General features: G+C 38.9%; 26 protein-coding genes. 5 read left to right on the top strand and 21 right to left on the bottom strand.

Annotation, left to right across the window (positions count from 1 at the left end; all coding sequences use genetic code 11):
- Positions 1–2: 2 nt before the first annotated feature.
- From FIU87_RS09725 to FIU87_RS09700, 6 genes are all read right to left on the bottom strand, one after another.
- Positions 3–1,751: an ABC transporter transmembrane domain-containing protein gene (locus tag FIU87_RS09725; RefSeq protein ID WP_152444408.1), complete on the bottom strand. Its 1,749-nt coding sequence runs from the start codon at positions 1,749–1,751 to the stop codon at positions 3–5.
- Positions 1,752–1,892: 141 nt separating this feature from the next.
- Positions 1,893–2,111 carry a YneF family protein gene (locus tag FIU87_RS09720; RefSeq protein ID WP_152446495.1) on the bottom strand — a complete coding sequence of 73 codons (219 nt, stop codon included), beginning with the start codon at positions 2,109–2,111 and terminating at the stop codon, positions 1,893–1,895.
- Between the two features lie 92 nt (positions 2,112–2,203).
- Positions 2,204–2,629 carry a sporulation inhibitor of replication protein SirA gene (gene sirA, locus FIU87_RS09715; protein WP_152444407.1) on the bottom strand — a complete coding sequence of 142 codons (426 nt, stop codon included), beginning with the start codon at positions 2,627–2,629 and terminating at the stop codon, positions 2,204–2,206.
- A gap of 402 nt (positions 2,630–3,031) precedes the next feature.
- Complete coding sequence (tkt, locus tag FIU87_RS09710) at positions 3,032–5,038, bottom strand: transketolase (protein WP_152444406.1); 2,007 nt, start codon at positions 5,036–5,038, stop codon at positions 3,032–3,034.
- A gap of 89 nt (positions 5,039–5,127) precedes the next feature.
- Positions 5,128–5,358 carry a DUF896 domain-containing protein gene (locus FIU87_RS09705; protein WP_152444405.1) on the bottom strand — a complete coding sequence of 77 codons (231 nt, stop codon included), beginning with the start codon at positions 5,356–5,358 and terminating at the stop codon, positions 5,128–5,130.
- A gap of 44 nt (positions 5,359–5,402) precedes the next feature.
- The gene (locus FIU87_RS09700; protein ID WP_152444404.1) at positions 5,403–6,077 is read right to left on the bottom strand and encodes a YneB family resolvase-like protein; all 675 of its coding nucleotides are present in this window, start codon (positions 6,075–6,077) and stop codon (positions 5,403–5,405) included.
- 135 nt (positions 6,078–6,212) lie between these two features.
- On the opposite strand from FIU87_RS09700, the gene lexA reads away from it, so the two are divergent.
- Positions 6,213–6,824 carry a transcriptional repressor LexA gene (gene lexA / locus FIU87_RS09695; protein ID WP_152444403.1) on the top strand — a complete coding sequence of 204 codons (612 nt, stop codon included), beginning with the start codon at positions 6,213–6,215 and terminating at the stop codon, positions 6,822–6,824.
- 181 nt (positions 6,825–7,005) lie between these two features.
- On the opposite strand, the gene FIU87_RS09690 is transcribed toward lexA, so the two are convergent.
- The 3 genes from FIU87_RS09690 to FIU87_RS09680 form a co-directional block, all read right to left on the bottom strand.
- Positions 7,006–7,254: a phage holin gene (locus tag FIU87_RS09690; protein ID WP_172971011.1), complete on the bottom strand. Its 249-nt coding sequence runs from the start codon at positions 7,252–7,254 to the stop codon at positions 7,006–7,008.
- A gap of 23 nt (positions 7,255–7,277) precedes the next feature.
- Positions 7,278–7,682, bottom strand: a complete 405-nt coding sequence (locus FIU87_RS09685) for a hypothetical protein (protein WP_152444401.1) — start codon at positions 7,680–7,682, stop codon at positions 7,278–7,280.
- Between the two features lie 156 nt (positions 7,683–7,838).
- Positions 7,839–8,654, bottom strand: coding sequence for an N-acetylmuramoyl-L-alanine amidase (locus FIU87_RS09680; protein WP_152444400.1), 816 nt, complete (start codon positions 8,652–8,654; stop codon positions 7,839–7,841).
- A 301-nt stretch (positions 8,655–8,955) separates the two neighbouring features.
- Between FIU87_RS09680 and FIU87_RS09675 the strand changes: the two genes are divergently transcribed.
- On the top strand, positions 8,956–9,285 hold the full coding sequence (locus FIU87_RS09675) for an ABC transporter permease (protein ID WP_152444399.1): 330 nt from the start codon (positions 8,956–8,958) through the stop codon (positions 9,283–9,285).
- Positions 9,286–9,410: 125 nt separating this feature from the next.
- Here FIU87_RS09675 and FIU87_RS09670 read toward each other — a convergent pair whose 3' ends face one another.
- From FIU87_RS09670 to FIU87_RS09650, 5 genes are all read right to left on the bottom strand, one after another.
- Positions 9,411–10,220 carry an alpha/beta fold hydrolase gene (locus FIU87_RS09670; RefSeq protein ID WP_367643905.1) on the bottom strand — a complete coding sequence of 270 codons (810 nt, stop codon included), beginning with the start codon at positions 10,218–10,220 and terminating at the stop codon, positions 9,411–9,413.
- 215 nt (positions 10,221–10,435) lie between these two features.
- Positions 10,436–11,098: a DUF998 domain-containing protein gene (locus FIU87_RS09665; protein ID WP_172971010.1), complete on the bottom strand. Its 663-nt coding sequence runs from the start codon at positions 11,096–11,098 to the stop codon at positions 10,436–10,438.
- A 59-nt stretch (positions 11,099–11,157) separates the two neighbouring features.
- Positions 11,158–11,982, bottom strand: a complete 825-nt coding sequence (locus FIU87_RS09660) for an alpha/beta fold hydrolase (protein WP_152444397.1) — start codon at positions 11,980–11,982, stop codon at positions 11,158–11,160.
- 259 nt (positions 11,983–12,241) lie between these two features.
- Positions 12,242–13,126 carry a class A beta-lactamase gene (gene bla / locus FIU87_RS09655; RefSeq protein ID WP_253905546.1) on the bottom strand — a complete coding sequence of 295 codons (885 nt, stop codon included), beginning with the start codon at positions 13,124–13,126 and terminating at the stop codon, positions 12,242–12,244.
- 184 nt (positions 13,127–13,310) lie between these two features.
- Positions 13,311–13,976 (bottom strand): GNAT family N-acetyltransferase, encoded by a 666-nt coding sequence (locus FIU87_RS09650; RefSeq protein WP_152444395.1) that lies wholly within the window; start codon positions 13,974–13,976, stop codon positions 13,311–13,313.
- Between the two features lie 338 nt (positions 13,977–14,314).
- On the opposite strand from FIU87_RS09650, the gene FIU87_RS09645 reads away from it, so the two are divergent.
- Entirely contained in the window at positions 14,315–14,503 is a 189-nt protein-coding gene (locus FIU87_RS09645) for a hypothetical protein (protein WP_152444394.1), read from the top strand.
- Between the two features lie 407 nt (positions 14,504–14,910).
- Here the strand turns inward: FIU87_RS09645 and glnA are convergent, their stop codons facing one another.
- The 4 genes from glnA to hflX form a co-directional block, all read right to left on the bottom strand.
- Positions 14,911–16,245, bottom strand: a complete 1,335-nt coding sequence (gene glnA / locus FIU87_RS09635) for a type I glutamate--ammonia ligase (protein ID WP_152444393.1) — start codon at positions 16,243–16,245, stop codon at positions 14,911–14,913.
- 66 nt (positions 16,246–16,311) lie between these two features.
- Positions 16,312–16,704 (bottom strand): MerR family transcriptional regulator, encoded by a 393-nt coding sequence (locus tag FIU87_RS09630; RefSeq protein WP_152444392.1) that lies wholly within the window; start codon positions 16,702–16,704, stop codon positions 16,312–16,314.
- Positions 16,705–17,090: 386 nt separating this feature from the next.
- On the bottom strand, positions 17,091–18,359 hold the full coding sequence (locus FIU87_RS09625) for a methionine gamma-lyase family protein (protein ID WP_152444391.1): 1,269 nt from the start codon (positions 18,357–18,359) through the stop codon (positions 17,091–17,093).
- Between the two features lie 12 nt (positions 18,360–18,371).
- Positions 18,372–19,670 carry a GTPase HflX gene (hflX, locus tag FIU87_RS09620; protein WP_152444390.1) on the bottom strand — a complete coding sequence of 433 codons (1,299 nt, stop codon included), beginning with the start codon at positions 19,668–19,670 and terminating at the stop codon, positions 18,372–18,374.
- 128 nt (positions 19,671–19,798) lie between these two features.
- Here hflX and FIU87_RS09615 point away from each other — a divergent pair, with 128 nt between their 5' ends.
- A complete protein-coding gene (locus FIU87_RS09615) occupies positions 19,799–20,407 on the top strand; it encodes a trimeric intracellular cation channel family protein (RefSeq protein ID WP_152444389.1) in 609 nt (202 codons plus the stop codon).
- 158 nt (positions 20,408–20,565) lie between these two features.
- Here the strand turns inward: FIU87_RS09615 and FIU87_RS09610 are convergent.
- Positions 20,566–21,923, bottom strand: a protein-coding gene (locus FIU87_RS09610; protein WP_152446459.1) for an IS1182 family transposase whose coding sequence is annotated in 2 segments (ribosomal slippage) — positions 20,566–21,350 and positions 21,350–21,923 — 1,359 coding nt in all. Because the reading frame shifts where the segments join, the coding sequence is not laid out codon by codon here.
- A 141-nt stretch (positions 21,924–22,064) separates the two neighbouring features.
- Positions 22,065–23,138: a glycosyltransferase family 2 protein gene (locus tag FIU87_RS09605; protein WP_152444388.1), complete on the bottom strand. Its 1,074-nt coding sequence runs from the start codon at positions 23,136–23,138 to the stop codon at positions 22,065–22,067.
- A 120-nt stretch (positions 23,139–23,258) separates the two neighbouring features.
- Here FIU87_RS09605 and FIU87_RS09600 point away from each other — a divergent pair, with 120 nt between their 5' ends.
- Positions 23,259–24,764, top strand: a complete 1,506-nt coding sequence (locus FIU87_RS09600) for a phytoene desaturase family protein (RefSeq protein WP_152444387.1) — start codon at positions 23,259–23,261, stop codon at positions 24,762–24,764.
- Positions 24,765–24,806: 42 nt separating this feature from the next.
- On the opposite strand, the gene spoVK is transcribed toward FIU87_RS09600, so the two are convergent.
- On the bottom strand, positions 24,807–25,742 hold the full coding sequence (gene spoVK, locus FIU87_RS09595) for a stage V sporulation protein K (protein WP_152444386.1): 936 nt from the start codon (positions 25,740–25,742) through the stop codon (positions 24,807–24,809).
- Between the last annotated feature and the right edge of the window lie 134 nt (positions 25,743–25,876).

Here is a 25,876-nt window from a genome sequence, read left to right as displayed (position 1 = left end):
CTCTAACCCCCATGCTCCACTAAAGATTCTAACTGCTGACGATGATACATGTCCTTATACCACCCAACTTCATTCATTAACTCTTCATGCGTTCCTCTTTGAACAATTTCCCCATCCTCTAGTACTAAAATAATTTGAGCGTGTTTGATTGCGCTTAATCGGTGCGAGGTAATAATCGTGGTTTTTCCTTGTCTGTTTTCTTTTAATGCATGTAAAATGCTTTCTTCTGTTTTCGCATCCACTGCTGATAAGGAATCATCTAAAATAAGAATTTCAGGATTCATCAGAAGTGCCCGTGCGATAGATAGCCTTTGCTTTTGTCCACCAGACAGAGAAACCCCTCTTTCTCCTACCATCGTTTGATAACCATCTGAAAATTGAATAATATCTTCGTGAATATTAGCGAGTTTTGCAGCCTGAATAATATCATCGAATGATGCATCAGGGACTGCAAAGGCAATATTATCGGCAATCGTTGCGGAAAATAGAAAATGATCCTGTGGAACATAGCCTATGACCTGCCTTAATGAATTTAGTGTGAGACTTTTTATAGGTATATCTCCTATACGGATATCTCCATTAACCCCATCGAATTCACGAATCAACATTTTTAACAATGTTGTTTTCCCACTTCCGGTTTTTCCAACAATACCAAGCGTTTCTCCTTGATGTAACTCAAAGTTGATATTCTTCATTAATGGCTGTTGTTCATTAGGATAGGTAAAGCCCTCTACCTGGTATCGAATGCTTCCTGTTGGAACCGTTGTGATGGAATGTTCCGTATCCTTTATGTCTACTTCTTCTTTAAGTAAGGCAGAGACACGATCATAGGAAGCACGTCCGCGCTCGACAATATTGAAAAGCCATCCAAATGCGAGCATCGGCCAGATTAGTAATCCTAAATAGGTTGTGAATGCAATTAATTCACCAATCGTCATTTCATTCAAAAGAACGTACCTTGAACCAAAAACAATCGCAAGGAAAAAGGAGATGCCGATAATCAACCCAATCGTTGGGTCAAACAGGGAGTCTATTTTCGCGACCGTTACATTCTTTTTCACTACATCCTCTGCTTGTTTTTCAAACTCCGTTATTTCTTCTTTTTCTTGGCCAAAGGTTTTAATTACTTTCACACCGTTTACACTTTCCTGTACTTTATCATTAAGAGAGGAGAATGCTGCCTGAGCTTTATGAAAGGTTTTGTGAAGTAGTGATCCATAATAACTTGTCGACAACGCCATAAACGGTAGAGGAATTAGACAAATTAAGGTAAGCTTCCAGCTGATGGTTGCCGCCATGGCGATTAATACAAATCCACCTGTCATCAAAGAATCAACGAGTGTCAATACACCAGCCCCTGCAGTTTGCTGAATGGCTTGCAGGTCATTTGTAGAATGTGCCATTAAGTCACCTACACGTTTACGTTGATAGAAGCTTTGCGACATTTTCGTGAAATGCTCATATAAATTATTTCGCAATAATCTTGACAAACGTACGGCTGGTCCAAAAATCAAGATTCTCCATAAATATCGAAACACATACACGAAAACAGCAGTACCGAGTAGTACGAGCATCAATGTAAGAATAGTACCCTCTGTAAGGGTTCCTTCGACGATATAATCGACTGTCATACCAACTATTCTGGGCGGAATTAATTCCAAAAAGGCAACAAAGGCAAGTAGAATTACACCAGGTATGTATGACCTTCTTTCCTGTTTGAAAAACCACCACAGATCCTTAAAAATACTCATTGTTTTTCCCCCGATTTATCATCTTTCTATATGTAACTATAATAGTTTAGCAAATATTCAAAAATTTAGAAAGATATTTTCTTCGTGCATAGAAAGAAAATCAAAAAGAAAAAGCACCCATTTACAGGAGTGCTCTCTCATTTATTTCATTTGTTTGCTCATCGCAGACATCATCTGATTAATTTTCTTTTGGGATGGTTTCATTCCCATTTGCATCATCATCACACGTAACATTTGCTCATTAATTGGCGGGTTTTTCTTTAGGTAAGTCATCATGTATTTACGGGCGATGAAAAATCCTAATGCTACTCCACCGATTAGGGCCAATACAATAAGCAAAATCGCAAGCCATAATTCCATCAAACATTTCCTCCTCAAAATCTAGGTCTACCCATGTAGTGTACTAAACCATATTTAATTATACAACATTTTCCGTCACATTTCTCCAACAATCAAACAAATTTTCTTTGTTTTATTGGTTGCAACCACCCATATCGTTTGGATTTAGTATCGATCGCGAGGAAATAAGGGGCTTGTTTGCGAATAACTTCAAAAAAGATCGCCTCCGCTTCAAAAGAGCCGGTGGAAATTAGTTTTAGATATTTTTCATAAATGATAAGATTTGCAGACGAATCTTCCTTTTCTACTTTATGGTGGAATGAGTGATAGTTATTCGTCAATTTAAGTGCTCTATTTAATGATTGCTGTAGTTGAATAGCAGGAATTGCTAAGGTAACATAGTCTACTTGTTGCTTTACAATGCTATGGAGTCTTTCATCTTGTTCATATTGTTGAAATAACTGAAACAATTTTATTTCATTGCCTGCATAGTGTTTCGCTATTTCTTCTTCTATTAAATAAATCATATACTCACGCATCTTGACACCTCCACATACCCTAGTCTATCTATTATAAGGGATGAAAGAGGAAAATTTTGTCTGATAGTGTAAAAAGACCTACACTTATTTTGTCAATTTTAGTCGAATGAAGAACAAAAGGGCAATGCGCCCGTTTTGCGACGTACAAACTTTGTCTAGTTGCAGCGGCTGAACGAGCCGCTTCACTTTTCGTGGCACTGAGCCGTATGAGATAAAGAAAACACGAAGAGCGGATGCTTTTTCGTGTTGCCTTATCGTAAGGAGGTGAGGGAAGTTTGCTAGTCGCTGGCGCATGGAGTGGACGCTGCTACTTTTGTTCACAGATATCCACAGACATATTTTTTATAATTTCCTAAACAACGAAAAAAGACTGCTCACCTTAGCGAGCAGTCTCGATACTTTTTACTTATCTAGCAAGGCTTTCACTCTTGCTACTACATTTTCAACAGTAAAGCCATACTCTTTCATAATTCTCTCTCCTGGAGCAGAGGCACCAAATGTGTTAATGGCTAGCACGTCCCCTTCGTCTCCAGTATAACGCTCCCAGCCTAGTGGAGTAGCCATTTCAATACCTAAGCGTTTCTTCACATCTTTTGGCAGGACGGAATTTTTGTATTCTTGGGATTGTTGCTCAAAACGATCCCATGCTGGCATGCTGACAACCGATACATGAATTCCTTCTTGTTGTAATGCTTTTTGAGCTTCCACAGCAAGTCCAACCTCAGACCCAGTAGCTAGCAATAAGGCATCGGCAATGTCTTTTCCAGACTCAGAAATGACATAGGCACCTTTTCTAACTCCTTCAAGTGCCGTTTGATCGGTTCCTTTGATTGTTGGCAGGTTTTGACGTGTTAACACTAATGCTGTTGGAGTTTTTTCTGATTCCATTGCAACCTTCCATGCTGCTGCTGTTTCGTTTCCATCTGCAGGACGAATCACAGAAAGATTTGGCATCGCACGCAAGGATGGAAGTTGTTCAATTGGCTCGTGAGTCGGGCCATCTTCTCCAACAGCAATGCTATCATGCGTAAACACAAATGTTACTGGAAGTTGCTGTAGCGCTGCAAGACGAATTGCTGGACGAAGATAGTCTGAGAATACGAAGAATGTTCCTCCATATACTTTTAAACCACCGTGTAAAGCCATCCCATTTAACGCTGCACCCATTGCAAATTCACGAACACCAAACCAAATGTTTCGTCCACTGTAATCTTCTGCAGTAAAGTCCGCTTCGTTTTTAATATTAGTTTTGTTGGAGCCCGCTAAGTCAGCAGATCCTCCAAAGAAATAAGGGACATTTTTAGCAATTGCATTTAGCACTTCACCAGAGGAAGCACGTGAAGCAAGGCTTTTTCCTTCTTCATATACAGGAAGGTCTTTATCCCAGCCTTCTGGAAGTTGACCAGCCATTGCTGATTCTAATTGATTTCCTAGTTCAGGATATTTTTCTTTATATTGTTGGAAAAGCTCGTTCCATTCTGCTTCAGCTTTTCCCCCTTTTTCCGCGACTGTTTGTTTAAAATGAGCATATACTTCTTCAGGTACATGGAAGTCACTTTCAAATGTCCATTTGTAATACTCTTTAGTAAGCTTCAGCTCATCAGAGCCAAGAGGAGCTCCGTGAACATCAGAAGTACCAGAGCGGTTAGGTGAGCCGTAACCAATCGTTGTTTTTACCTCAATTAGTGTTGGGCGGTTTACATCGCTACGGGCTTCTTCTACTGCTGCGGCAATTTCTTCAAGATTGTTTCCATCCTCTACACGAATGTATTGCCAGCCATATCCTTTGAAACGTAGCTCCACACTCTCAGAGAATGAGCGGTCTAAATCGCCATCAAGGGAAATGTCGTTGGAATCGTAAAGAACGATGAAGCGACCAAGCTTTAAGTGTGCAGCAAGGGATGCAGATTCACCAGAAATCCCTTCCATTAAGTCGCCATCACCACAAATGCTGTATGTATAGTGATTAACAAGCTCCATATCCTCTTTATTATAGGTTGCAGCTAAGTGTCTTTCTGCCATTGCCATTCCAACACCCATTGCAATACCTTGTCCAAGAGGACCAGTAGTAGCATCTACTCCAGGTGTGTGGCCAAACTCTGGGTGGCCTGGTGTTTTGCTACCCCATTGACGAAATTCTTTCAGGTCGTCCATGGAAACGTCGTACCCACCTAAATGCAGGAGACTGTAAAGTAACATCGAACCATGACCCGCAGAAAGAACAAAGCGGTCTCTGTTAAACCAATTAGGGTTGTTAGGGTTATGGTTCATAAATCTAGTCCATAACGAATAACCCATAGGTGCTGCACCCATCGGCATCCCTGGATGTCCGGAATTTGCCTTCTCAATTGCATCAATGGATAATGTACGAATTGTATTAATGGAAAGTTGATCTATCTGTTGTGTCATTTTTTCCATCCTTTCTCTTTCTCTTTATTCTCTTGGAAAGATTCTATTTTATCATAAATAGTATGTTCCAATGTTCTGAAAAATAGCGATTAATGCTTTAAATTCTTTTTGCTTTCTTTTAACTTTTCAGGAGTAACATCATTTCCCTCAGGGTCGACTATCGTTACCCCTTGCAACGTGTTTTCCATGGAAGCACGAAACGTCTTGATATACTCCTCGCGTAGCTTCTTTTGTTCTACTTCTTCTTCTTTTGTTAGCCCTGTTGTTTTTTTCTTTTTGGATAATGCATTAATTCGGGCAATCTTCTCTTTTGATAGCATGTAAATCTCCTTCTTTCTTTCAGGTGAAGATATGTTTTATCTTACTAAACGTCCTCTTTTTTTACAAGCAAACCGCTATCCATGGCTTCTTTGTATTCTCGGTAGCGCCTGTTTACTGTTGCTTTAGAAACAGAATAACCAAGACCTCTTAATGTCGCGGCTATTTCATGAAAGGTAAGTTTGTTATTTCTCAGTCTAATGATTTCTTCCACAGGGACCTCTATCTTCTCTCTACCAGGACTTTGGTGAATATTACGGAGGTTTTTTGCTGGATTGTAGCCATTATTTACTGCTCTTTTCATCCCCCTTTTTATTTTTAGGTTATGTAATTTTCTTTGATATTCTTCCACAATGGCGACAATATCCAACACCATGCTATCTGAATCTGAAAGAGACAGTTCCCCGTTGTCAGAAATCGAATAAATTTTCACTTCATGTTTCCGGAGCCAATGGAATAAAGCAATTTTCGCATTTCCCCTTCCTAGTCTTGTTTCATCCTGAATTAATAATGCATCTATTTCAGATGTAGAGATTTTTTCAATGATTTCAAAAACCCCTTCTCGTTCAAGCTCATAGCCGCTAGCTTGCTCTTCTACTATTTTTTCCACTTCAATTCCTAAAACCTTTGCTAAAGAAAGCAGTTCTTCCTTCTGTCTTTGCAATGATGTTTCCTGCGTTTCTTTTTTGGTGCTCACGCGGCAATATACGATTCCCTTCATCTTTTTACCCCCGTTACTTAAGTCACTTTCATTATTAAACGAACATATATTCTTGTCAATTATTCGAACTTATGTTTGTATCTAGTGGAAAATCATGCTATACTTGACATAATAAAAATGATAGAGGTGCGGTATATGAAACTATCAAAAAGACAACAGGACATCTTGGAGTATATAAAACAAGAAGTACAAGCAAAAGGCTATCCGCCTTCGGTTCGTGAAATTGGTGAAGCAGTTGGCCTTGCATCAAGTTCTACCGTTCATGGCCACTTAGCTAGACTAGAAAGCAAGGGATTAATACGTAGAGACCCTACAAAGCCTCGAGCGATTGAAATTATGGAGGATGAGCTAGTTCCTAAAATTTCAGCAGTCAATGTTCCTATCATAGGTAAAGTTACTGCAGGTCAGCCTATTACAGCTATTGAAAATGTGGAGGATTACTTCCCACTTCCTGACCGTTATGTCGCTCCAGATGAACAAGTGTTCATGCTTGAGGTAATGGGTGATAGTATGATCGAGGCTGGAATTTTAGATGGGGATTATGTCATTGTTCGACAGCAGCAATCTGCCAATAATGGTGATATTGTGGTTGCGATGACAGAAGAGGACGAGGCTACTGTTAAACGCTTCTTTAAAGAAAAGGATTATATCCGTTTGCAGCCAGAAAATTCTACCTTAGAACCAATTATTGTTCGCAATGTAAGTATTTTAGGTAAAGTAATTGGTGTATACCGTAATATCCATTAAAAAAGAGGTGTCAACGATCGTTGACACCTCTTTTCTTTCTTAGGAAAAAATTATGACTTTTCCCTATATTTAAGAAAAAAAAATGGGCATATATTTCATTCTCCCTCCAAGAAAAGAGCACGACAACAGGTAATATAGATATACGTAGAAACAAACTTTGGAAATACAGCTTTTGCCTAGTTTATTTGACTCTGCTTCTTGCTTTTACAGTCCAATCATTATCCTTCCACCAAGCATACAGCGCTGCCACACCAGTCCACACTGCTGTAACAAGCTCCTTTAATTCATCTTGCGTGATGGGTAGAGGTGACTTTCCATAGACCACCAACACTTGATTCACAAGCGCTAACGCGAGAAAAACAATCCGAAACCATGCACCCTTTGAAACCGGCCTTATCGTCACCTTATTTTCTTGTGAGTTCTCAGACATCTTTTCTCCCTCTTTTCCTATGTTTATCGTGGTGTTACTGGCTTTACAGAGATTGCTGTGGAAGAATTCGTCACTAAACATCCTTCTAGATCTTCTACCTTTATTAAATTTAACTGAATTGCAGCCTTTATTTTTGAATCATCAGGCTTACGAACCACTTGAATCAATTCTGTCATATTTAATTCATCTAATCGTTGCAGAGTTGGTTCATCCTTAAACTTTTCTGACTTACGCACTTGACGCTGAAGCTTAAAGCCACCCATGACAATTTCGGCTTTCTCATCCTTACCAAAGCTATTGTCAAAATAGAGATGGAACTTTTCCTTCAACTCTTCCATTTGACTCTCTAGCTCTTTTTTCTGCTTGTGGTATTCGTAATACTGTTGAATCATTTCAGCGGTAATGTTTGGTTGATGCGTCTTTGCCATGTACGCCTCCTCAATAATTGTGATAGTAAAGCATATTGTATAGATTAAGAGAATATGACAGGCATAAGAAAAAACCCTTTCGCAAGGAATGGGTTAGGAAACATTGCCCCCGTGGTCACGGAAGCATTTATGAAATTAACTTCATTTTACCCATACTTATCCGATATAGGCTTTTACTTTCGCTGCTGTCTCAAATCGATTTTCACCTGATAAAACAATAAAATTCGTTCCTTTTAATCCTGCTTGTGTACCACCTACAACGAAGATTTCTTTAGCAACTTGAGTTTCTTCTGCATTCTTCCGTGGATGAATCGGGCTTTTCAAAAACCTTGCTAAGAATTCAGCAACAGGATAATCAGCTGCTGAATTTATGACAATCGCTCGCTCTAACATAAATGGCTCCTCCTTTATTTTTGTTAAGTTATAAACCCCAACAATTGCTGCAGTGATGGCTTTAGCACAAGTCTTTCGATAGGTATCTGACTTGAGTAAAGCAAGGTCTTCTCTGTTTGTCATAAATCCACATTCCACAAGGGCTGCGGCGCGCTTAAATTCACGTAACATGTGGAAGTCTGCTTGTTTATGCCCTCGGTTGCTAGGGTGTTTGGTAAACTCCATCATTTTTCTTTGAATTTCAATGGCTAATCTATCACCATTTGGGGAGGGACCATTCCAAGAATACGTTTCAATTCCTCTAACATTATTAAAAGTTTTACCATCACCAAAAGCATTTGCATGGATGGAAACTAAAATATCTCCATCCCATTCGTTTGCTTTATTTGTTCTCTCCACTAAAGGTACATCCCGTCCATAATCATGAGTAAATAAGACTTGGACTCCTTCATAAGTTAATAGTTCTTCTCGTGTGTATTCTGCAACTTGAAAGTTGAACTGCGCCTCTCTTAGTGAGTCATCTGGTGCACGTTTTCCAGCTGTCTCAGGGTGATGCCCACCATCCAATACAATTTTCATACCATTATCACCTTCCATACAATAGTGTATTTTAACAGGAAATAAATGGTAACCATTTCACAGAAAATCAGTTTTATAGCCTAAAAGTTATTAAATAAAACGAACCCTCAACACTTTATGTAGAGGGTTCATTACCATGAGTTGATTTTAGCTAAGGCTGGATAAAGCTATGTTAACAGATGTGATCTATGCTAAACTTAGAACATCATAATTTTCCAAATTAGTAACAAAGCGGTATTCGAGTAAAGGGTAATATTGTTAAAAAAGGTTTATCCTAAAAATATCTGAAGGAGATACTTATATGAATGGCGATGGAATAATTTGGAGCGTATTATTTTTGAGTCTTATAGTGGTAAATTTCTTAGCAATAACTTTGTACAAGAAAAGGAAAATGCCTTTATGGGGGGCTGGTTTAATTATTGGAATTCTAGGTCCAATAATTGCTTTTATATCGGGTTTTGTTTTTGTGAAAATTGACCACAGTATGGGAGGAGACGGTGTAGGAGCAGCCTTTGGAGCTGCTTTCATAGGTATAGTCATCGTGAGCAACGGAATTCTCTATTTCATTATTGGTATCATTTTCTTGATTAAAAATTTCATTAAACAACGTAATTTAAACCATGGAAGATAAAAATACAAGGAGAGCAAATTTATTACTCCTTTTTAAAAATGTTTCAATTATCTGACTTTAATGAAACAAAGGAACTCCAAAACAACGGAGTTCCCTTTCTTTAAATCGATACTTCATATGAATCGTCATGATGATTCAAAAAAGAAGCTTGTCATCTCTTTGGCTAATAAGTCTGGGGCAAACATAACTGCAGAATGATCTTGACCTAAAAGAGTAAAGTATTTAGCTTGAGGCAACAATTCAACAAGGGACTTTGAAGCGGCATGAAAATATGATTCACTATTTTCTCCAACCATCACAGCTGTTGGAACCTTTACTTCCCATTTGTTAATAGGTAATGGTTTTCCTGATTGAGTCTCACCCATAATTAACCCATCATAAACAAGTGTATGAGCTATATTCTCCATTGACTTCCATGAAGGCTCTGCTTTGATAAAATTCAAAATTTCAGAAGGTATCCGAATCGCCTCACTCATAAAGTACTCAACTGCATCACTACGTTTCCCATCGCCAACCAATTTGTTCAAATGTGAAACATAATTTGGTGGAACACGTGGACGACTATCATCAATAACAAAAGGCGGTTCATACATAAATAGTTTCGTTACTTTTTCTTGAAGCTTGCTGGCTGTTTCAAGCGCTAATACGGCTCCTGAAGAACTTCCAAATAACATGCTTTTGCCACCAGCCTCATTTATTAGAACCTCGATGTCCTCCACTTCACGTTCAACAGCATACTCTGGAGAATCAGAGCTTTGACCTCTTCCACGACGATCATAATTATAAACCGTAAAATGTTTAGAAAGCTGTTCCGCTAGCTGTATAGCATCTTTATGGTCAGCTGCAGCAGATGCTACTAATACTAACGAAGGGCCAGTTCCTAGTTTTTCATAAGCTATTATAGTTCCATCTTTTGAGATTAAAGTTTTCATCATTTCCCTCCACTCATTGTGATTAGATATTCTTCCAGGCGATTAAAAGCATCCGTAAAGCCATCAACCATTCCTATTTCTTCAGCATTATTTAACTCCTCTACAGTATTGAATCGAGTAATGATCTTAAGTATAGAGCCTTCCTTTATCTTCAATCTTAACTAAAATCAGTATCGCTTCGTGATAATTTTGTCACCTGTAAGTTAAATCCCTCTGGCTCAATTGTAAGATACTTCAGTGTGCAATCTGGCGGCAAGAGCGGATACCCAGCCGAAAGCAACGATTCCAGCACACCCCATGATGATTCCGGTCCAACTGTTTATCACCATCCCTAAAAAAATCAGCAATGGCGGAAGAATTCCCGTTGCTATACAATAAATTTTCCACTTATGATGTCCTTGTGATGCAAACAGACGTGCAAAGATAATCGTTGCAACAATCAGGCAAATAAAGGAGATAAAGAAAGCCATAGAGTGGAGTGCAGCATGGACACTCATGGATGTAGGCATATTAGCAGGAGCACCTTCTGGAAAACCAAGACCGGGATCTGGGCGAAATAATCCAGCGACAATCATACCCATTCCATAAATTCCGACGAGTAAAGCTCCCCATGTGCCACCCCTACTGCCTCGTAATAACTTTTGTAACCCAATAGCCGCTAGAACTGAAAGCAACCCGGTAATAACGAAATTTGCACTTTGGATCCAGCCTAAGTCACCTAACATTAATGTACTGATAGCATGGCGTTTTATATCATATCCTGTACGTGTAAACGCTTGAACAATAGCCAATACGAAGAACAGTGGTGCAGAAACTATTCCACAAAGTAAAAGCCGTCTTATAAAACTTTCATTTTTCTTATTGATATAAGCAATCTGCATTAGTATTCTCCCTTTCTTGTTTCCCATTTTGGAATGTTTAAAGTAAAAGCATCACTCCATTACACTTCAACGTAGTGTTTGTTCTTAAAAAATGCCGAAAGCTCCGATGAAATGATTGTTGTATTCAGTTTCTTCGTATGGCCAAGTCCTTTTTTACTCAACAGTTTCGCATTGGGCAGCACTTTAACAAGTGCCTGCGCACCATGACGAAGACTTGTAGGGCTTTCGCTGCCTTCAAGCACTAGCGTCGGCATCGTGACTGAGCTCCACAATTTGGTAGGCAATGGTTTTCCATCCATATATCCATCCAACAAAGCAGCATCATAAGGAAGTGTGTGAGCAACAGCCATCAGGTTAGACCACATACCTGGCATCACGCTCATTAAGTGAACAATGAAAGAAGGTGCACCCATCCCCTTTGTCATAAAGTACTTAATGGTCTCAGCTCTGCGATTATCTTCTATCAACTTATGAACGTGCCGTTTAAAATCTTTTGGCGGCTTGTGACCCATATCATCGACAACGAATGGAGGTTCGTGTAGGGCTAATTTCGTAATGTTTGCCCCATTGGCAGCTGCCTGCAGGGCAAGAACTGCCCCCGATGACAATCCCCAAACATAAGCCTCGCCTCCTGCTTCATTAATGATTGCTTGAAGATCTTCAATCTCTCGTGTTATCGCATATTGTTGAGTGTCACCGCTATCTCCACGGCCACGGCGATCATAGTTATAAACCGTGAATTGTTCTGACAATAGATTAGCAATCTTCACTATTCCCGAAAATTTTCGGTAGCTGAACGCACCTCCCACCAGAATGAGAGGGGAGCCTTGCCCAAGTTTGTCATACACAATTCGTGTTCCGTCTTTAGAAATTACTGAGTTCATGGTATCTCTCCTTTGTTCAGATAAAATATTAGAATTGTTTAATTATCTGAAATTTACTTTCTTACTAAGACGACGAACAGATTTTGAAACAATCGACACATTCTCAAAAAAAAAAAACAAGTTTTACTTTTTTCTTCTGGATTATGTTAGTCTTAGAATTTTTGTGAATACCAATGCACCTTTTTTTCATTCTTTCTCCTATAAAACAAAAAGTCCTATACGTAAAGTACAGGACTCTGCATAAAAACTGAGAAATAAATCATTTTTCTTGCAGCTGTTTAACTGCCTCTTCTGTCGCTTTAGCAATGAGTTCATCGACATTCTCAGAGTTGGCTTTTTCATGACTAGATAGTACGACGAGGATAATGGGGGCACCATCCGGCAGCCATAAGATAGCGATATCATTGCGAATACCGTTTGCGCCTCCCGTTTTATCTCCCACTGTCCAGCCTTTAGGGACACCTGCACGAATTAAATTATCACCTGTTGTGTTCCGTTTCAGCCAATCAATTAACAGATTTCTCTTCGTCTCTGGAAGAACGCTGCCTAGTGTAAATGCTTGTAAGCTCTCAGCTAGTGCTTTAGGCGAGCTTGTATCTCTCGTTTCTCCAGGCTTTACATCATTCAGGTCCGGTTCCATTCTTTCAGGTTCTGTAACGTGATCACCCATTTTTCGAAGGGATTCCTTAAATCCTTTTGGACCTCCAATTGCTTCAAGTATAAGATTTCCTGCAGTATTATCACTGTAACGAATAGATGCATCACTTAACTCTTTTAAGGTCATCCCGTTTTCCACATGCTTCTCAGTAACTGGGTTATAGTTAACCAAATCCTCCTTCGTATACTTAATAGTTTCATTCAGTTCATCAATGGTTCTGTTCATCAGAAGTACTCCAACAGCCAGTACTTTGTGTGTAGATGCATAGGCGAAACGCTCATCGGCACGATAAGAAACCTTACGATTGCTACCCGTATCAAGTGCATATACACCAAGTTTTGCATCATATTCCTTCTCAAGTTCCTTGAAATAGATTTTTGTCTCTTGTTCCTTTTTTGGCTCTTTTTCAATCTCGTAATTTGAACAGCTCACAAGAATTAACGCGCCCACTGCCAACGTCCCTGCTATTTTCGTTAATAGTGTCATGAATCCTCCATTCATTTTTATCAACTTTAGGATTTTATGTTTTACTAGTTTATAATATTGGGAGTAAGAATTCATCGTCCAATCTGCTTGTTTACTTTGTATCCATTGACTAATTTTATCTTAGTGTGACATAGGTAATTCTACGTGTATTATGTAGAATCACAGCGAACTAATATTTTTGTACTTATATATCTTCATGTTTATTAAGTTTAAAATAATCCTCTTCTAGCATAGCTAAGCATATGTGATCTCGCCATTCCTCACCAACTTTTACGTTTTTTCTGGCGTAACCTTCCCTTACAAAACCAACCTTATCAAGTACCCTTAGAGATGCAATATTATGTGGATTGACTTCCGCAGTGACCCTATGGAAATACAACTCTTCAAAAGCTATTTTTAAAGCTGTTTTCAAGGACTTAGTCATATATCCATGTCCGTTAAATCTCTTTCCTATCATATAACCTAGAAAACAGCTTTGGAGGGGTCCTCTTACTACAGAGGTAAACTGAACTTCACCGATTAAAGTATGCGAAGAATTATCATTCAGATAAATCGCAAAATCGTACCTAATATCTTCGGAACGCTTTGCAATTAAATTGTTTATATTCTCTAGTTGTCCTTGTAAGGTGAAGAATTCTTCACTTCGTTTATATGGAGACCACTGTTGAAAATGATCTCTGTTTTCAATATGTAATTCTAATCTTTCTTCACAATCTTCCATACAAAATGGACGAACAACGATGTGCTCCAACATAAATCTCTCCTTTATATTTCTTATATCTAAAATTTTTCTTAAGGTTAGGTAAGGATGATTATCTTTCTTGTTCACTTCACATCCAAGCATATACATTTACGCCCGATTAAATCACATCTGTTCGTCCTTCCATTCGACTTCCGCTTGAAGGTTACTCTCCAAATTTTTGTGTTTGTCATTGGCGTCATTAAAACCTTTCCTCTACATGAAAAGCAACCTATTTAGTAAAATTGCTTTAGTTCAGGAAGAAAAAAGTGCTTGTCAAAACTTTTTCCTTTCCACTCTTCGCATGATTATTTAATCCAGCAGAATCAATAAGTAAATAATTTAAAAAGCTCTGTGGTACATTGTTTTCTTATTAACATTGTGAAAATTTATCATTAGTCTATAACCCAATCTTTAATACTGAATATAATGTTCAAGAGGTGGTAGATATGGAAATTGATATCATTGATGAAGGAGTCCTTCCTCTTCTTGACATAATTACAATATTATTAGTTGACGATAACCCAATTAACGGTATTGTTCTTTTAGCTCTACTAAAAATGGTAACCAAAGATAGACTGGTTAGAATTTCATTTACCTTATTGATAATAGTTTTGGGATCACTTAATTCTGAATAAAATTGTTGTTGCGTATTCTCGTGTATTAAAGTGTTACATATACGTAATGCGTACTTTTTACTTTTCCCCTTCCATATATTCTTAATTATTCTTCCTGATAGTGTCCTACCCATACTTTGAGAGATAGTCACGCAGTTTTACTAATTGAATCTGGAGAAAGTCTTGAATATGTCCAGAAAATATTAGGCCATAAAAAATGATCAAATTACGGTAGATAAGTACTCCCATATCTCAAAGAAAATTGAAGAAGATACGATGGAACTATTCAAATGTCACATGGGTTACATTCTTAGTAGTTCTATTTTTTACGGATACTTCATGGGTGTACCCATAATTCTATAATAAGCGCTTAAATATATAATATATATAAAAACCCCTGACACCAATGGTATCAGGGGTTTTTGATATTAATACATGCTCATATATTGGTCGCGTTCCCATGGGTGAACCTGGGTGCGGAACATATCCCACTCAATTTCTTTCGCTTCAATGAAGTGCTCGAGTAAGTGCTCACCTAGAGCTGCTTGAATAACTTCATCAGACTTAAGGTTCTCAAGTGCTGCAGCTAAAGTTGCAGGTAGGTCCACGATTCCAGCTGCGAGACGCTCTTGTTTGTTCATCACATAGATGTTTCTGTCAACTGGCTTTGGAGCTTCTAGTTTGTTTTTGATTCCGTCAAGACCAGCTTTTAGTAGGACAGCCATTGCAAGGTATGGGTTTGCAGCTGGATCCACACTACGTACCTCTACACGAGTAGAAATGCCACGGGATGCCGGAATACGGATTAGTGGACTACGGTTACGTGCAGACCATGCAACATAACATGGCGCTTCATAACCTGGCACTAAACGCTTGTAAGAGTTAACAGTTGGGTTTGTAACTGCTGTAAAGTTCGGTGCATGTTTAACGATACCTGCGATGAATTGACGAGCTGTCTCACTTAGCTCTAGATCTCCACTTGTATCATAGAATGCATTCTCACCATCTTTGAATAGGGATAAGTTACAGTGCATCCCAGATCCATTCACTCCGAACAAAGGTTTTGGCATGAACGTTGCATGCAATCCGTGCTTACGAGCAATCGTTTTAACCACAAGTTTAAATGTTTGGATATCATCACACGCAGTAAGTGCATCAGCGTATTTGAAATCAATTTCATGCTGACCAGGTGCAACCTCGTGGTGAGACGCTTCAATTTCAAAGCCCATTTCTTCTAGTTCTAGCACGATGTCACGACGGCAATTTTCCCCAAGGTCTGTTGGAGCTAGGTCAAAGTAACCGCCTTTATCATTCAATTCTAAAGTAGGTTCGCCTTTTTCATCTAATTTGAAGAGGAAGAACTCTGGCTCAGGTCCAAGGTTGAAATCAGAGAATCCCAAATCTTCCATTTCCTTCAGCATACGTTTTAAGTTTGCGCGTGGATCTCCGTCGAAAGGAGTGCCGTCTGGATTGTAAATATCACAGATGAAACGAGCAACTTTCCCTTTTTCAGATGTCCATGGGAATACAACGAATGTATTTAGGTCAGGGTAAAGATACATATCAGATTCTTCAATACGTACGAATCCTTCAATAGAAGATCCATCAAACATCATTTTGTTATCAAGGGCTTTTTCTAACTGACTTACAGGAATTTCTACGTTTTTGATTGTCCCCAAAATATCAGTGAATTGAAGACGGATGTACTTTACATTCTCCTCTTGAACAATACGTTTAATATCTTCTTGTGTGTACTTGGACATGCGAGTTCCTCCTCAGAATTTTAAGTATGATTGATTTTAAAATATTTCCTAAACTACTTAGAAGAATTAATGGAAAAACCTTGACATATCTCCCTGGCGGAGACTTGTTCGGTTAAATCTGCCTGCTTGCATCATTTCTGCGCGTAAAAGCTTACGCAATTCGTCATCTGAAAGCTCTGGTTTCACAACATCGGGTTGCTTTTCTGGTTCTGGTTGCTGCTTTACCGTCATTAATTGTTTAATTCCAGCTATATTAACTTTTTGTTCAATGAGATTCTTAATTTCCAGTAAGGTGTCTACATCATTGAACGAAAAAAGTCTACGGTTTCCTTCAGATCGTGCAGGGTAAATTAGTCCATTTTCTTCATAATAGCGGATTTGCCGAGCAGACAACTCCGTTAGTTGCATGACAATCCCTATTGGAAACAGGGGCATCGAACGTCTAATTTTGTCACTCACCACAAATCCTCCTTCCTCTATTACCTTGTGAAGTTATTTTCATTATATGTGATGTTAGATAATATGTCAAGGTCATGTGAGGTTTTCTAACATCAATTTTGAAAAGAAGAAAAAGGAAGCTTGTGAGAAGAGATTTTTATGTACCCATATATCTATAACCTTTCCTTTTCAAATAAAAACATGTATCTCCCTACTCATATGAATACCTCAAAAGAATCCCGTAAAATAATACAAAAAAAAAAAAAGAGGCTGGGACAAAACTTAAAAACACAAACAAAAAGACGAACAATATCAATACTAAAAAAACCGAACTGGTTTGATCAAACACTCCAACCAGTTCGGTTTTTACTTAGGCTAAAACATTTTTGCCCCAGCCTCTATAAGGATTATAGTTTCATTAGATTTTTTGTTATTAGTTGATCAACCGCTGAACAAACGGCAATTTTGACATGTGAATAAGTGAGTCCACCTTGAACATAAGCAACATATGGTGGACGTATAGGGCCATCTGCGGTCAACTCTATACTCGCTCCTTGAATAAAGGTACCTGCTGCCATAATCACATCATCTTCATAGCCAGGCATATAATTCGCATAAGGTGTGACATGAGAATTTACAGGAGAAGCATATTGAATAGCTTGGCAGAACGCAATCATTTTATCCTTGTCATCAAACTGAACGGACTGTATGAGATCGGTTCTGATAGAATCCCAGCTAGGAGACGTGTTCATGCCTAACTCTTCTAAAAACGCTGCTGTAAACATGGCTCCCTTTAAAGCTTGGCCAACCACATGAGGGGCCATGAAAAAGCCCTGATACATTTCTTGCAAACTATATAGGGACGCACCTGCTTCTGCACCAATGCCAGGTGAGGTCATTCGATACGAACATGCTTCCACTAATTCTTTTTTGCCTACAATATAGCCTCCGGTTTTCGCCAAACCACCACCAGGATTTTTAATCAATGAGCCAGCGATTAGGTCTGCTCCAACATGGCAAGGCTCAAGTTTTTCAACAAATTCTCCATAACAGTTGTCCACGAACACTACCACATCTGGCTTGATTTCCTTTACAAATCGAATCATTTCTTTTATTTCTTCGATGGTAAAAGAAGGACGTGTCGCATAGCCTTTAGAACGCTGGATACCAATCATTTTTGTACTAGAGGTAATACTATTACTTAGAGTTTCCCAATCAATTCCTTTATTGTTTTTTAGATCAATGGTTTTATAGCCGATGTTATACTCTTTCAGAGAGCCTACACCTGACCCACGAATTCCCACTATCTCTTCAAGCGTATCATAGGGCTTCCCTGTCATGTAAATGAGTTCATCTCCAGGACGGAGAACTCCAAAAAGCGCTATGGATATCGCATGAGTACCTGAAATAATTTGCGGACGAACAAGGCCTGCCTCCCCACCAAATACTTCTCCGTAGATTTTTTCTAACGCATCCCTTCCCATGTCATCATACCCATAGCCTGTTGATGGAATAAAATGAGCATCACTTACACGATGTTGTTGAAAGCTTTGCAATACCCTAAATTGGTTAGTCTCGACCAATGTGTCCACAAGCTGAAACTGCTCTTGTAATTTTCCTTCTATTTTAGATGCAACAGGCTTGATTGCTTCCCCATGCTGTAATAAATCAAACATCGTTTTTCTCCTCTACTTTTTCATTCTGCTCTCTATCTCTGAAGCTATTTTAGAACCTTCAAAATAAAAACCTTCTATTGCATAGTGCTCTCTTTCTTCATGAAAGGTTACCCTTTCAACAATCCCTTCCTGTTTGAGCATGGCAATAAGCTTTCCTTCTTCTGCAGGAACTTTGATAAAAAATGGACTCATTTCTTTCATGAGAAACTCTTCAACTTTTTTCCTAAGGGTAAGAATATCATTTTTATCTATTGCACTGATGTGTACCATTTCCTCTTGATAAGATGGTGTGAAGGCTTCTAGTACCATATCTTTTTTGTTATACACCGTTAGCATCGGAATGCCTTCCACACCAAGGTCCTTTAATAACTTCATTACTGTTTTTTCATGGTTTACATGGTCAGGACTCGAGCTGTCCACCACATGAAGTATCAAGTCTGCTTCTGTTACTTCCTCTAAAGTGGAACGGAATGCTGCAATTAATGCCGTTGGTAATTCTTGAATAAATCCTACTGTGTCTGTCAACAGGGCATGAAACCCCGAAGGAAGAGCAATCTTTCTAGTTGTCGGGTCAAGGGTTGCAAACAAGAGATTTTCCTCAAAGGTTCCCGCTTCCGTTAAACGATTAAAAATGGTGGACTTACCAGCGTTTGTATAACCAACCAACGAGATTTGAAACGCCTGGTTTCGCTTTCTTCTTTCACGGTAACGTTCACGGTGACTAACGATGGTCTCCAATTGCTTTTTGATGTCATCTATTCTTCTATTAATATGGCGACGGTCAGACTCAAGTTTTGTTTCCCCAGGTCCTCTCGTTCCAATTCCTCCACCAAGTCTTGATAATTCAATACCTTTGCCACCTAATCTTGGGAGCATATATTGCAACTGCGCCAATTCAACCTGAAGCTTTCCTTCCTTTGAGCGGGCACGCTGGGCAAAGATATCCAATATAAGCTGCGTCCGATCAATGATTCTCGCTTTTAATACTTTGGAAAGATTCCGGTTTTGACTTGGAGCTAATTCGCCATTGAAAATAATTAAATCTGGTTCCAACTCTTCCTCTAATGTAACAAGCTCCTCTAACTTACCCTTTCCAATATAGGTAGCCGGATGCAATCTTTCTCGTTTTTGGGTAATGGTGAGTACCACTTCTCCATCAGCTGTTTTTGTTAAAGAAGAGAGCTCTTCTAAGGAATATTGAAATGCATTGTCTTCCTCTTTTGATAGCTGACAGCCTACAAGAATGACGCGTTCTTTCTGTTTTTTATGTATCTCGTTCAAATTACATACCCCTTTAATAGTATTAAGCATAATTAGTTCATCTTATCATATCAAAATATTAACTTTTTCTCTAATATTTCATAGAAAACTCTTGCAAACCTGTCTACATCTTTATAAAATCAGGAAGGCTTTATTGTTTAATAGTATGGAGTGATAATATGACTTGGGAAGTGTTTAATATAATTGGCACGATTGCGTTTGCCGTTAGTGGTGCCATTGTGGCGATGGAAGAGGAATATGACATTCTTGGTGTCTATATTCTAGGCATTGTAACCGCCTTTGGAGGTGGAGCCGTACGAAATCTGCTTATAGGAGTACCCGTCTCCGCACTTTGGGAGCAAGGGGTATTGTTTCAGGTCGCTCTTTTCGCTATGACAGTGGTATTTATTTTCCCTAACAATCTGTTAAAACACTGGCGAAAATGGGGAAATTTTTTCGATGCCATTGGCCTAGCTGCCTTTGCAATTCAAGGAGCACTTTATGCCACAGGAATGAATCACCCTGTAAGCGCAATAATTGTTGCCGCCGTTTTAACAGGAAGCGGTGGAGGAATTATTCGCGACCTCCTCGCGGGAAGAAAACCGCTTGTTTTGAAATCTGAAATATATGCCGCCTGGGCAATCCTAGCAGGCCTTGCTATCGGCTTTGGACTAGCTAGTAATACGATCACGTTGTTTTTATTATTCATTTGCATCGTAACACTTCGAGTTCTTTCTTATACCTATAAATGGCGCTTACCTAACAGACCTCTAAAAGAGACGGGATAATTCAAATTCCCTTGTAATAGTAGGCGAGATAACAGAAGGGAGCATTCCCTTCTCAGCTTGTAGAGAAACCCTATGTTTTTCTCTACAAGCTTTTTTATTTTGGTGGACCATGTGATATTATCTTGCATCACACTTGAGAGAAAAAGGTTCCCACACACCTAGCCTAGCCGGGCTAGGTGTGTGGCAATCTTCTTCATGTTTTGGCAGGCTGCTGTGAGTAACACTTGTTCACTCACATTGCCTTCTCCCCTCAACCTACAGTAGCGAAGCCCATGCAGTTCTTTTGAATCTGCAAAGCTTCGCTCCACTTTTTCTTTCCTGTATTTATAAAGCATTTTTCCAGACTTAGAAAGCCTGTTTAATCGAACCTGTTCTTTATGATCTTCCCATACGTGACGGGTGACCACTTTTTGATGATTTTTGGATTGTGTACACTGATCAAGTAAAGGACAAACCTTACATTTCGAAGGATCCGATTTATACTCTCGATAGCCTTCGCGCGTGGTGGTTCGATAGGTTAAGACATCTCCGTTTGGGCAAATGTATTGATTGTTCTCTGGTTGATAGGTGAATTTCCATTTTGGAAAGAGACCTTTGATAGGGTGAAACCTTCTATGTGCGATTACTCCAAAGATGTTCCTATCCGATAATCCCTTACAAATGGGATTGGTAAGATAACCAGAGTCAAGTGCCACAGCTTCCACTTTAAATTCAAAGCGTTCCATTTGGCGGTCTATACGTGAGAGATAAGGAACAGAGTCATGAACGTTTCCAGGAGTCACAAAGGCATCAGTAATGATGTTAAATTTCATATCCGTCGTACGATGGTCAAGGTAACAGAACATTTCTTGCTTTTGATCTCGTGACATAAAGCCACAATCCGGATCCGTTAAACTTTTGCGGATTTCTTTGGTCTCTTTCACCTCCTCCCGTTCTTTTAGAGCTTTTTTCCGTTCTTTTCTCGATCCTCGCTGATAGCTTGATTTAATTCTTCTATGTATTCTCGTGTCTCTACTTCAACGGTTTTTCTTGTGAACTTATGCTTATTGGCGTTTGCTTTTAAATGGGTAGAATCCGTAAACAATACGCGTCCACCAACCATTTTGTGGTTCATGGCTTGAAGGACGATTTCATCGAATATCTCTTGGAAAATATTCGTCTTGTTAAAACGTTTGCGTCGATTCCAACTAATTGTGGAGTGGTGAGGAACAGGGTCGGTTAAACGTAATCCTAAAAACCAACGGTACGCGATGTTCATTTGAATTTCTTTTTCAAGTTGTCTTTCGGAGCGAATTCCATAAAAGTAGCCAATAAACATCATTTTGAAAAGTACGAGAGGGTCTAAAGAGGGACGTCCATTATCTTCAGAGTAGTAGGGGCGAACGCGTTCTAGGATGAAGGAAAAATCAATGTACTTATCAATTTTCCTGAGTAGATGATCTTGGGGAACGAGGTCTTCAATTGAGACAAACTCAACTTCATTTTGCGTTGTATTTCTTGTATTAAACAATAGAATCACCGCCTATATGTATTAACTATATTATAACATATTAACGCGGTAATTTGTTGAAGTTATTGAATATAAAAATGGCTGTCGAGACTTTCTCGACAGCCTGAGAAGGGAGCATTCCCTTCTGTTTTTTCTTGCATCTATATTCTAGATATCGATTTTTCTTCCCTTCCATGTAACATTTTTCTTCATAAACGTTTGAAAAAAAGAATAGATAAACAAAACAATGAAGAATAATAGATGGACAGGAAATAAGAGTGAGGTAAAAATTCCAAACCCTCCAATAACAGCAAGCGTTCTGCGTAAATGCAAAACAATCAAAAGATAGACAGCCACCCACTCAAACGCATACTCCAAATGAAAGTTAGTAACAAAAGTTACAAGCAAACTAAGCCACAAAATAGTGGCTATTAAATTTGTAATGGAAACTTTCGCAGCACCTGAAGCAAAGCTCTTACTCCACCCTTTGCAAAGAGACACAAATCCATCAGGGTACATTCTCATCGAAATGGCACCCTTGCCACTAAAACAAATTACCTTGCCCTTTTTTTGATGAATATGCATTCCAAAAGCCATATTATCCATCAGTTCATTCCAGACAGCCTTGTGCCCTCCATAGGTAAAATAATCATTCTTTCCAATTAGGAGACATGGACCGAAAGCTCCGTTCACCTTTTTCCAACCTTGAAACAAATGAAAAACTCCTAACGAGCCCATCACTACCAGATGGAAAAAAGCTGAGAATGATTCATACCATTTCTTTATAGAATGGTAAGGATGAACAGAAACAACTGTCCCACTACCCTGATACGCTGCCACTAACCTTTCAAGCCCCTCTTCTTCCACAACCGTATCAGCATCTATAAAAAGAAAAATATCTCCCTTTGCAGTATTCGCACCACTCCAGCACCCATATGACTTTCCGGCCCACTTCTTCGGTAAGTCATCTAGAATGACAAGGTTCATATCAAAAGCTCTTACTACCTCTTGTGTGTTATCCGTTGACTGATCATCCACAACAATAATCTCTTTGACTAGTTTTTTATAAGGAAGTAACGAGGAAAGCAATTTTGGAAGATTTCTCTCTTCATTTCTAGCAGGAATGATAATCGAAACTTTCTTCAAGAGAGCTACATTGGTTTGATGATTGGAAAAGGAAGGAATATAAAAAAAGAGCGCTCTTCCAAGTAAAATAGTAAATAGAGCCAAAAATAGAAACATAATTACCTCCAGGTGTGATTATTTTTTCAAAACGATTATGAAAAAAGGAAAGGAAGGGCAGAATGGAACATTATCAACAGTATAGTCATAACTTTAGATTTTCAAAAGGAGGAATATCATTTGAATAAAAAAGTTGTTGTTATTGGCGGTGGCTTAGGAGGACTCTCCGCTGCAATTAGGCTTTCGGCAGATGGGTACGATGTGAACATAGTTGAAAAAGGAGAAAGACTTGGCGGAAAGCTAAACATGCGATCTGGCAAAGGCTTTACCTTCGATACAGGACCATCCATTTTAACGATGCCCTGGGTGCTTGAGCAGCTGTTTGCAAGTACAGGGCGAAATATCCATGATTACCTAACCATTGAAAGAGTAGAGCCACAGTGGAGAACATTTTTTGAAGACGGCACGAAAATTGATGTGTCAAGTGACCTTCCTAACATGCTTCAACAAATACAAGCTCTATCTCCAAAGGACGCCAATGGCTTTTTTGAGTATTTAAATTACTGCAGTAAAATGTATGAGTATAGCATGAAAAGTTTTTACAAGAAAAGTCTTTCAGGCTTATCGGAGTTACGTGCGTTGCATAACTTAAAAGAATTAATTGGAATGGATCCGATGAAGTCAATGGATCAAATCACAAAAAAATACTTTGAGGATAAACATCTACAACAACTGTTTAACTTTATGATTATGTATATTGGCTCTTCCCCTTATCACGCTCCTGCTGTTTTATCCCAGCTAACACATGTACAGCTTGGGCTTGGCATTTACTACGTGAGGGGTGGGATGTATAAGATTGCCGAAGCAATGAAAGCTTTGTTAGAGGAAATGAACGTTGACTACCGCTTGAACACCTCCGTTCAAAAAATCATAACAAAAGACGGAAAAGCAACAGGTATTCTTTTAGAAAATGGAGAGGAAATCCTTGCAGACATTGTCGTTTCAAATCTTGAGGCAATACCGACCTATCAAATGCTACTCAATCACCATCCGCAATCTGAACATGCTGCAAAAGATTTAAAAAAGTATTCCCCAACCGTTTCTGGTCTTGTTCTGCTATTGGGGGTAAACAAGCAATACCCTGCACTTGCTCATCACAATTTCTTCTTCTCAAAAAATCAAGAAGAAGAGTTCAACACCATCTTTAATGAAGAAAAGCCTTCTCAAGATCCGACTATCTATATTGGCGTATCATCAAAATCTGACTCGTCACAAGCACCACAGGGTAAAGAGAATTTATTCGTTTTAACTCATGTTCCCCCATTAAAACCAGGCGAAACATGGGAGTCGTATAAGGATGAATATAAAAACATTGTTCTCACAAAGCTTGAGCGAATGGGACTTGAGGACTTAAGAACTTCTATTGAGTTTGAATATTGCTTTACACCAAATGACCTGCAAACTCTCTACGGTGCAAATGGAGGTTCTATTTATGGAGTGGTTACTGACAGAAAGAAAAATGGCGGCTTCAAAATTCCATGCCGAAGCAAAATTTTAACCAATCTATATTTTACAGGAGGCTCTACTCATCCTGGCGGTGGGGTACCAATGGTCACTTTATCAGGACAACTGACAGCTGATGTTATAAAAGAGGACCACCATATGGCAAAAGAGGATATCGGTTAACAAAGAGTCACCCACTTGTTGTATAGTGGGTGACTCTTTGTTTTACCATGATAGAACTAAGTCTACGGCTTCGAGCATCATTAAATCCTTTCGTTCATATTGCTCTTGAAGAAGCAATCTCATCGATTGTTTCCTAATGGTTTTCTCTAAAATATTTCGTATATAACGACCATTGCTAAATGCTGATGGCAATAGAGTATTTTTCATTTGAATGAGGTGCTCCCTTAGCTTCCACTCCGCTTCTTTACTTAATCTATATTCTCTTTCTTTAAGCATACGCATGCAAATTTCCATCAACTCTTCCACTGTATAATCAGGAAAATCTATAATAATGGGAAAGCGTGAAACCAACCCAGGATTTGTTCGCAAAAACTCCTCCATTTCCCGTTTATAACCTGCCAGAATTAAGATAAACTCATGCTGTTTATCTTCCATATGCTTAACAAGCGTATCGATGGCCTCTTTTCCAAAGTCCTTTTCGCCACCTCGCGCCAACGAATATGCCTCATCTACAAATAAAACACCACCAAGAGCTTTTTTCACTAAATCTCTTGTTTTTTGCGCAGTATGTCCAATATATTCCCCTACTAAATCCGCTCTTTCCGCTTCAATTAGATGGCCCTTTGAGAGAACATTCATTTCGCAAAACAGTTTCCCTACAAGTCTAGCTACTGTTGTTTTCCCTGTTCCAGGATTCCCTTTGAACATCATATGAAGCACTTGTCTTTCCGCTTTTAATCCAACTTCTTCCCGCTTTTTATTCACATAGATCCACGCATAGATTTCCTTCACTATTCGTTTCATTTCCTGAAGACCAACAAGTTCCCCTAGCTCCTTTTCAATATCTCGCAAAATAATATGAGTAGTGGTCTGGGAAATCTCTTCAAGAGGCTGAACATGTGTAACTTTTAACGGTTTTTTCTCTCTGTTTAGAACGATATTTATTTTCCCATTATTATTCGTTACCGATCGATCCATGAAGGCTCCACCTCATTTCCGTACCAAAATCCGACATATCTTGCTGCTTATCTTCCTCTTTTTGAATGGTTTAGTACTTCCATGCATTACATTTCGCTATTCTTCTACACGTTCTTTATTTTTTCTACAGGGTA

The organism is Bacillus sp. THAF10, from assembly GCF_009363695.1.
In the GTDB taxonomy this organism is placed as follows: Bacteria; Bacillota; Bacilli; order Bacillales; family Bacillaceae_I; genus Sutcliffiella_A.
This window is presented reverse-complemented; position numbering and strand designations above follow the sequence as displayed.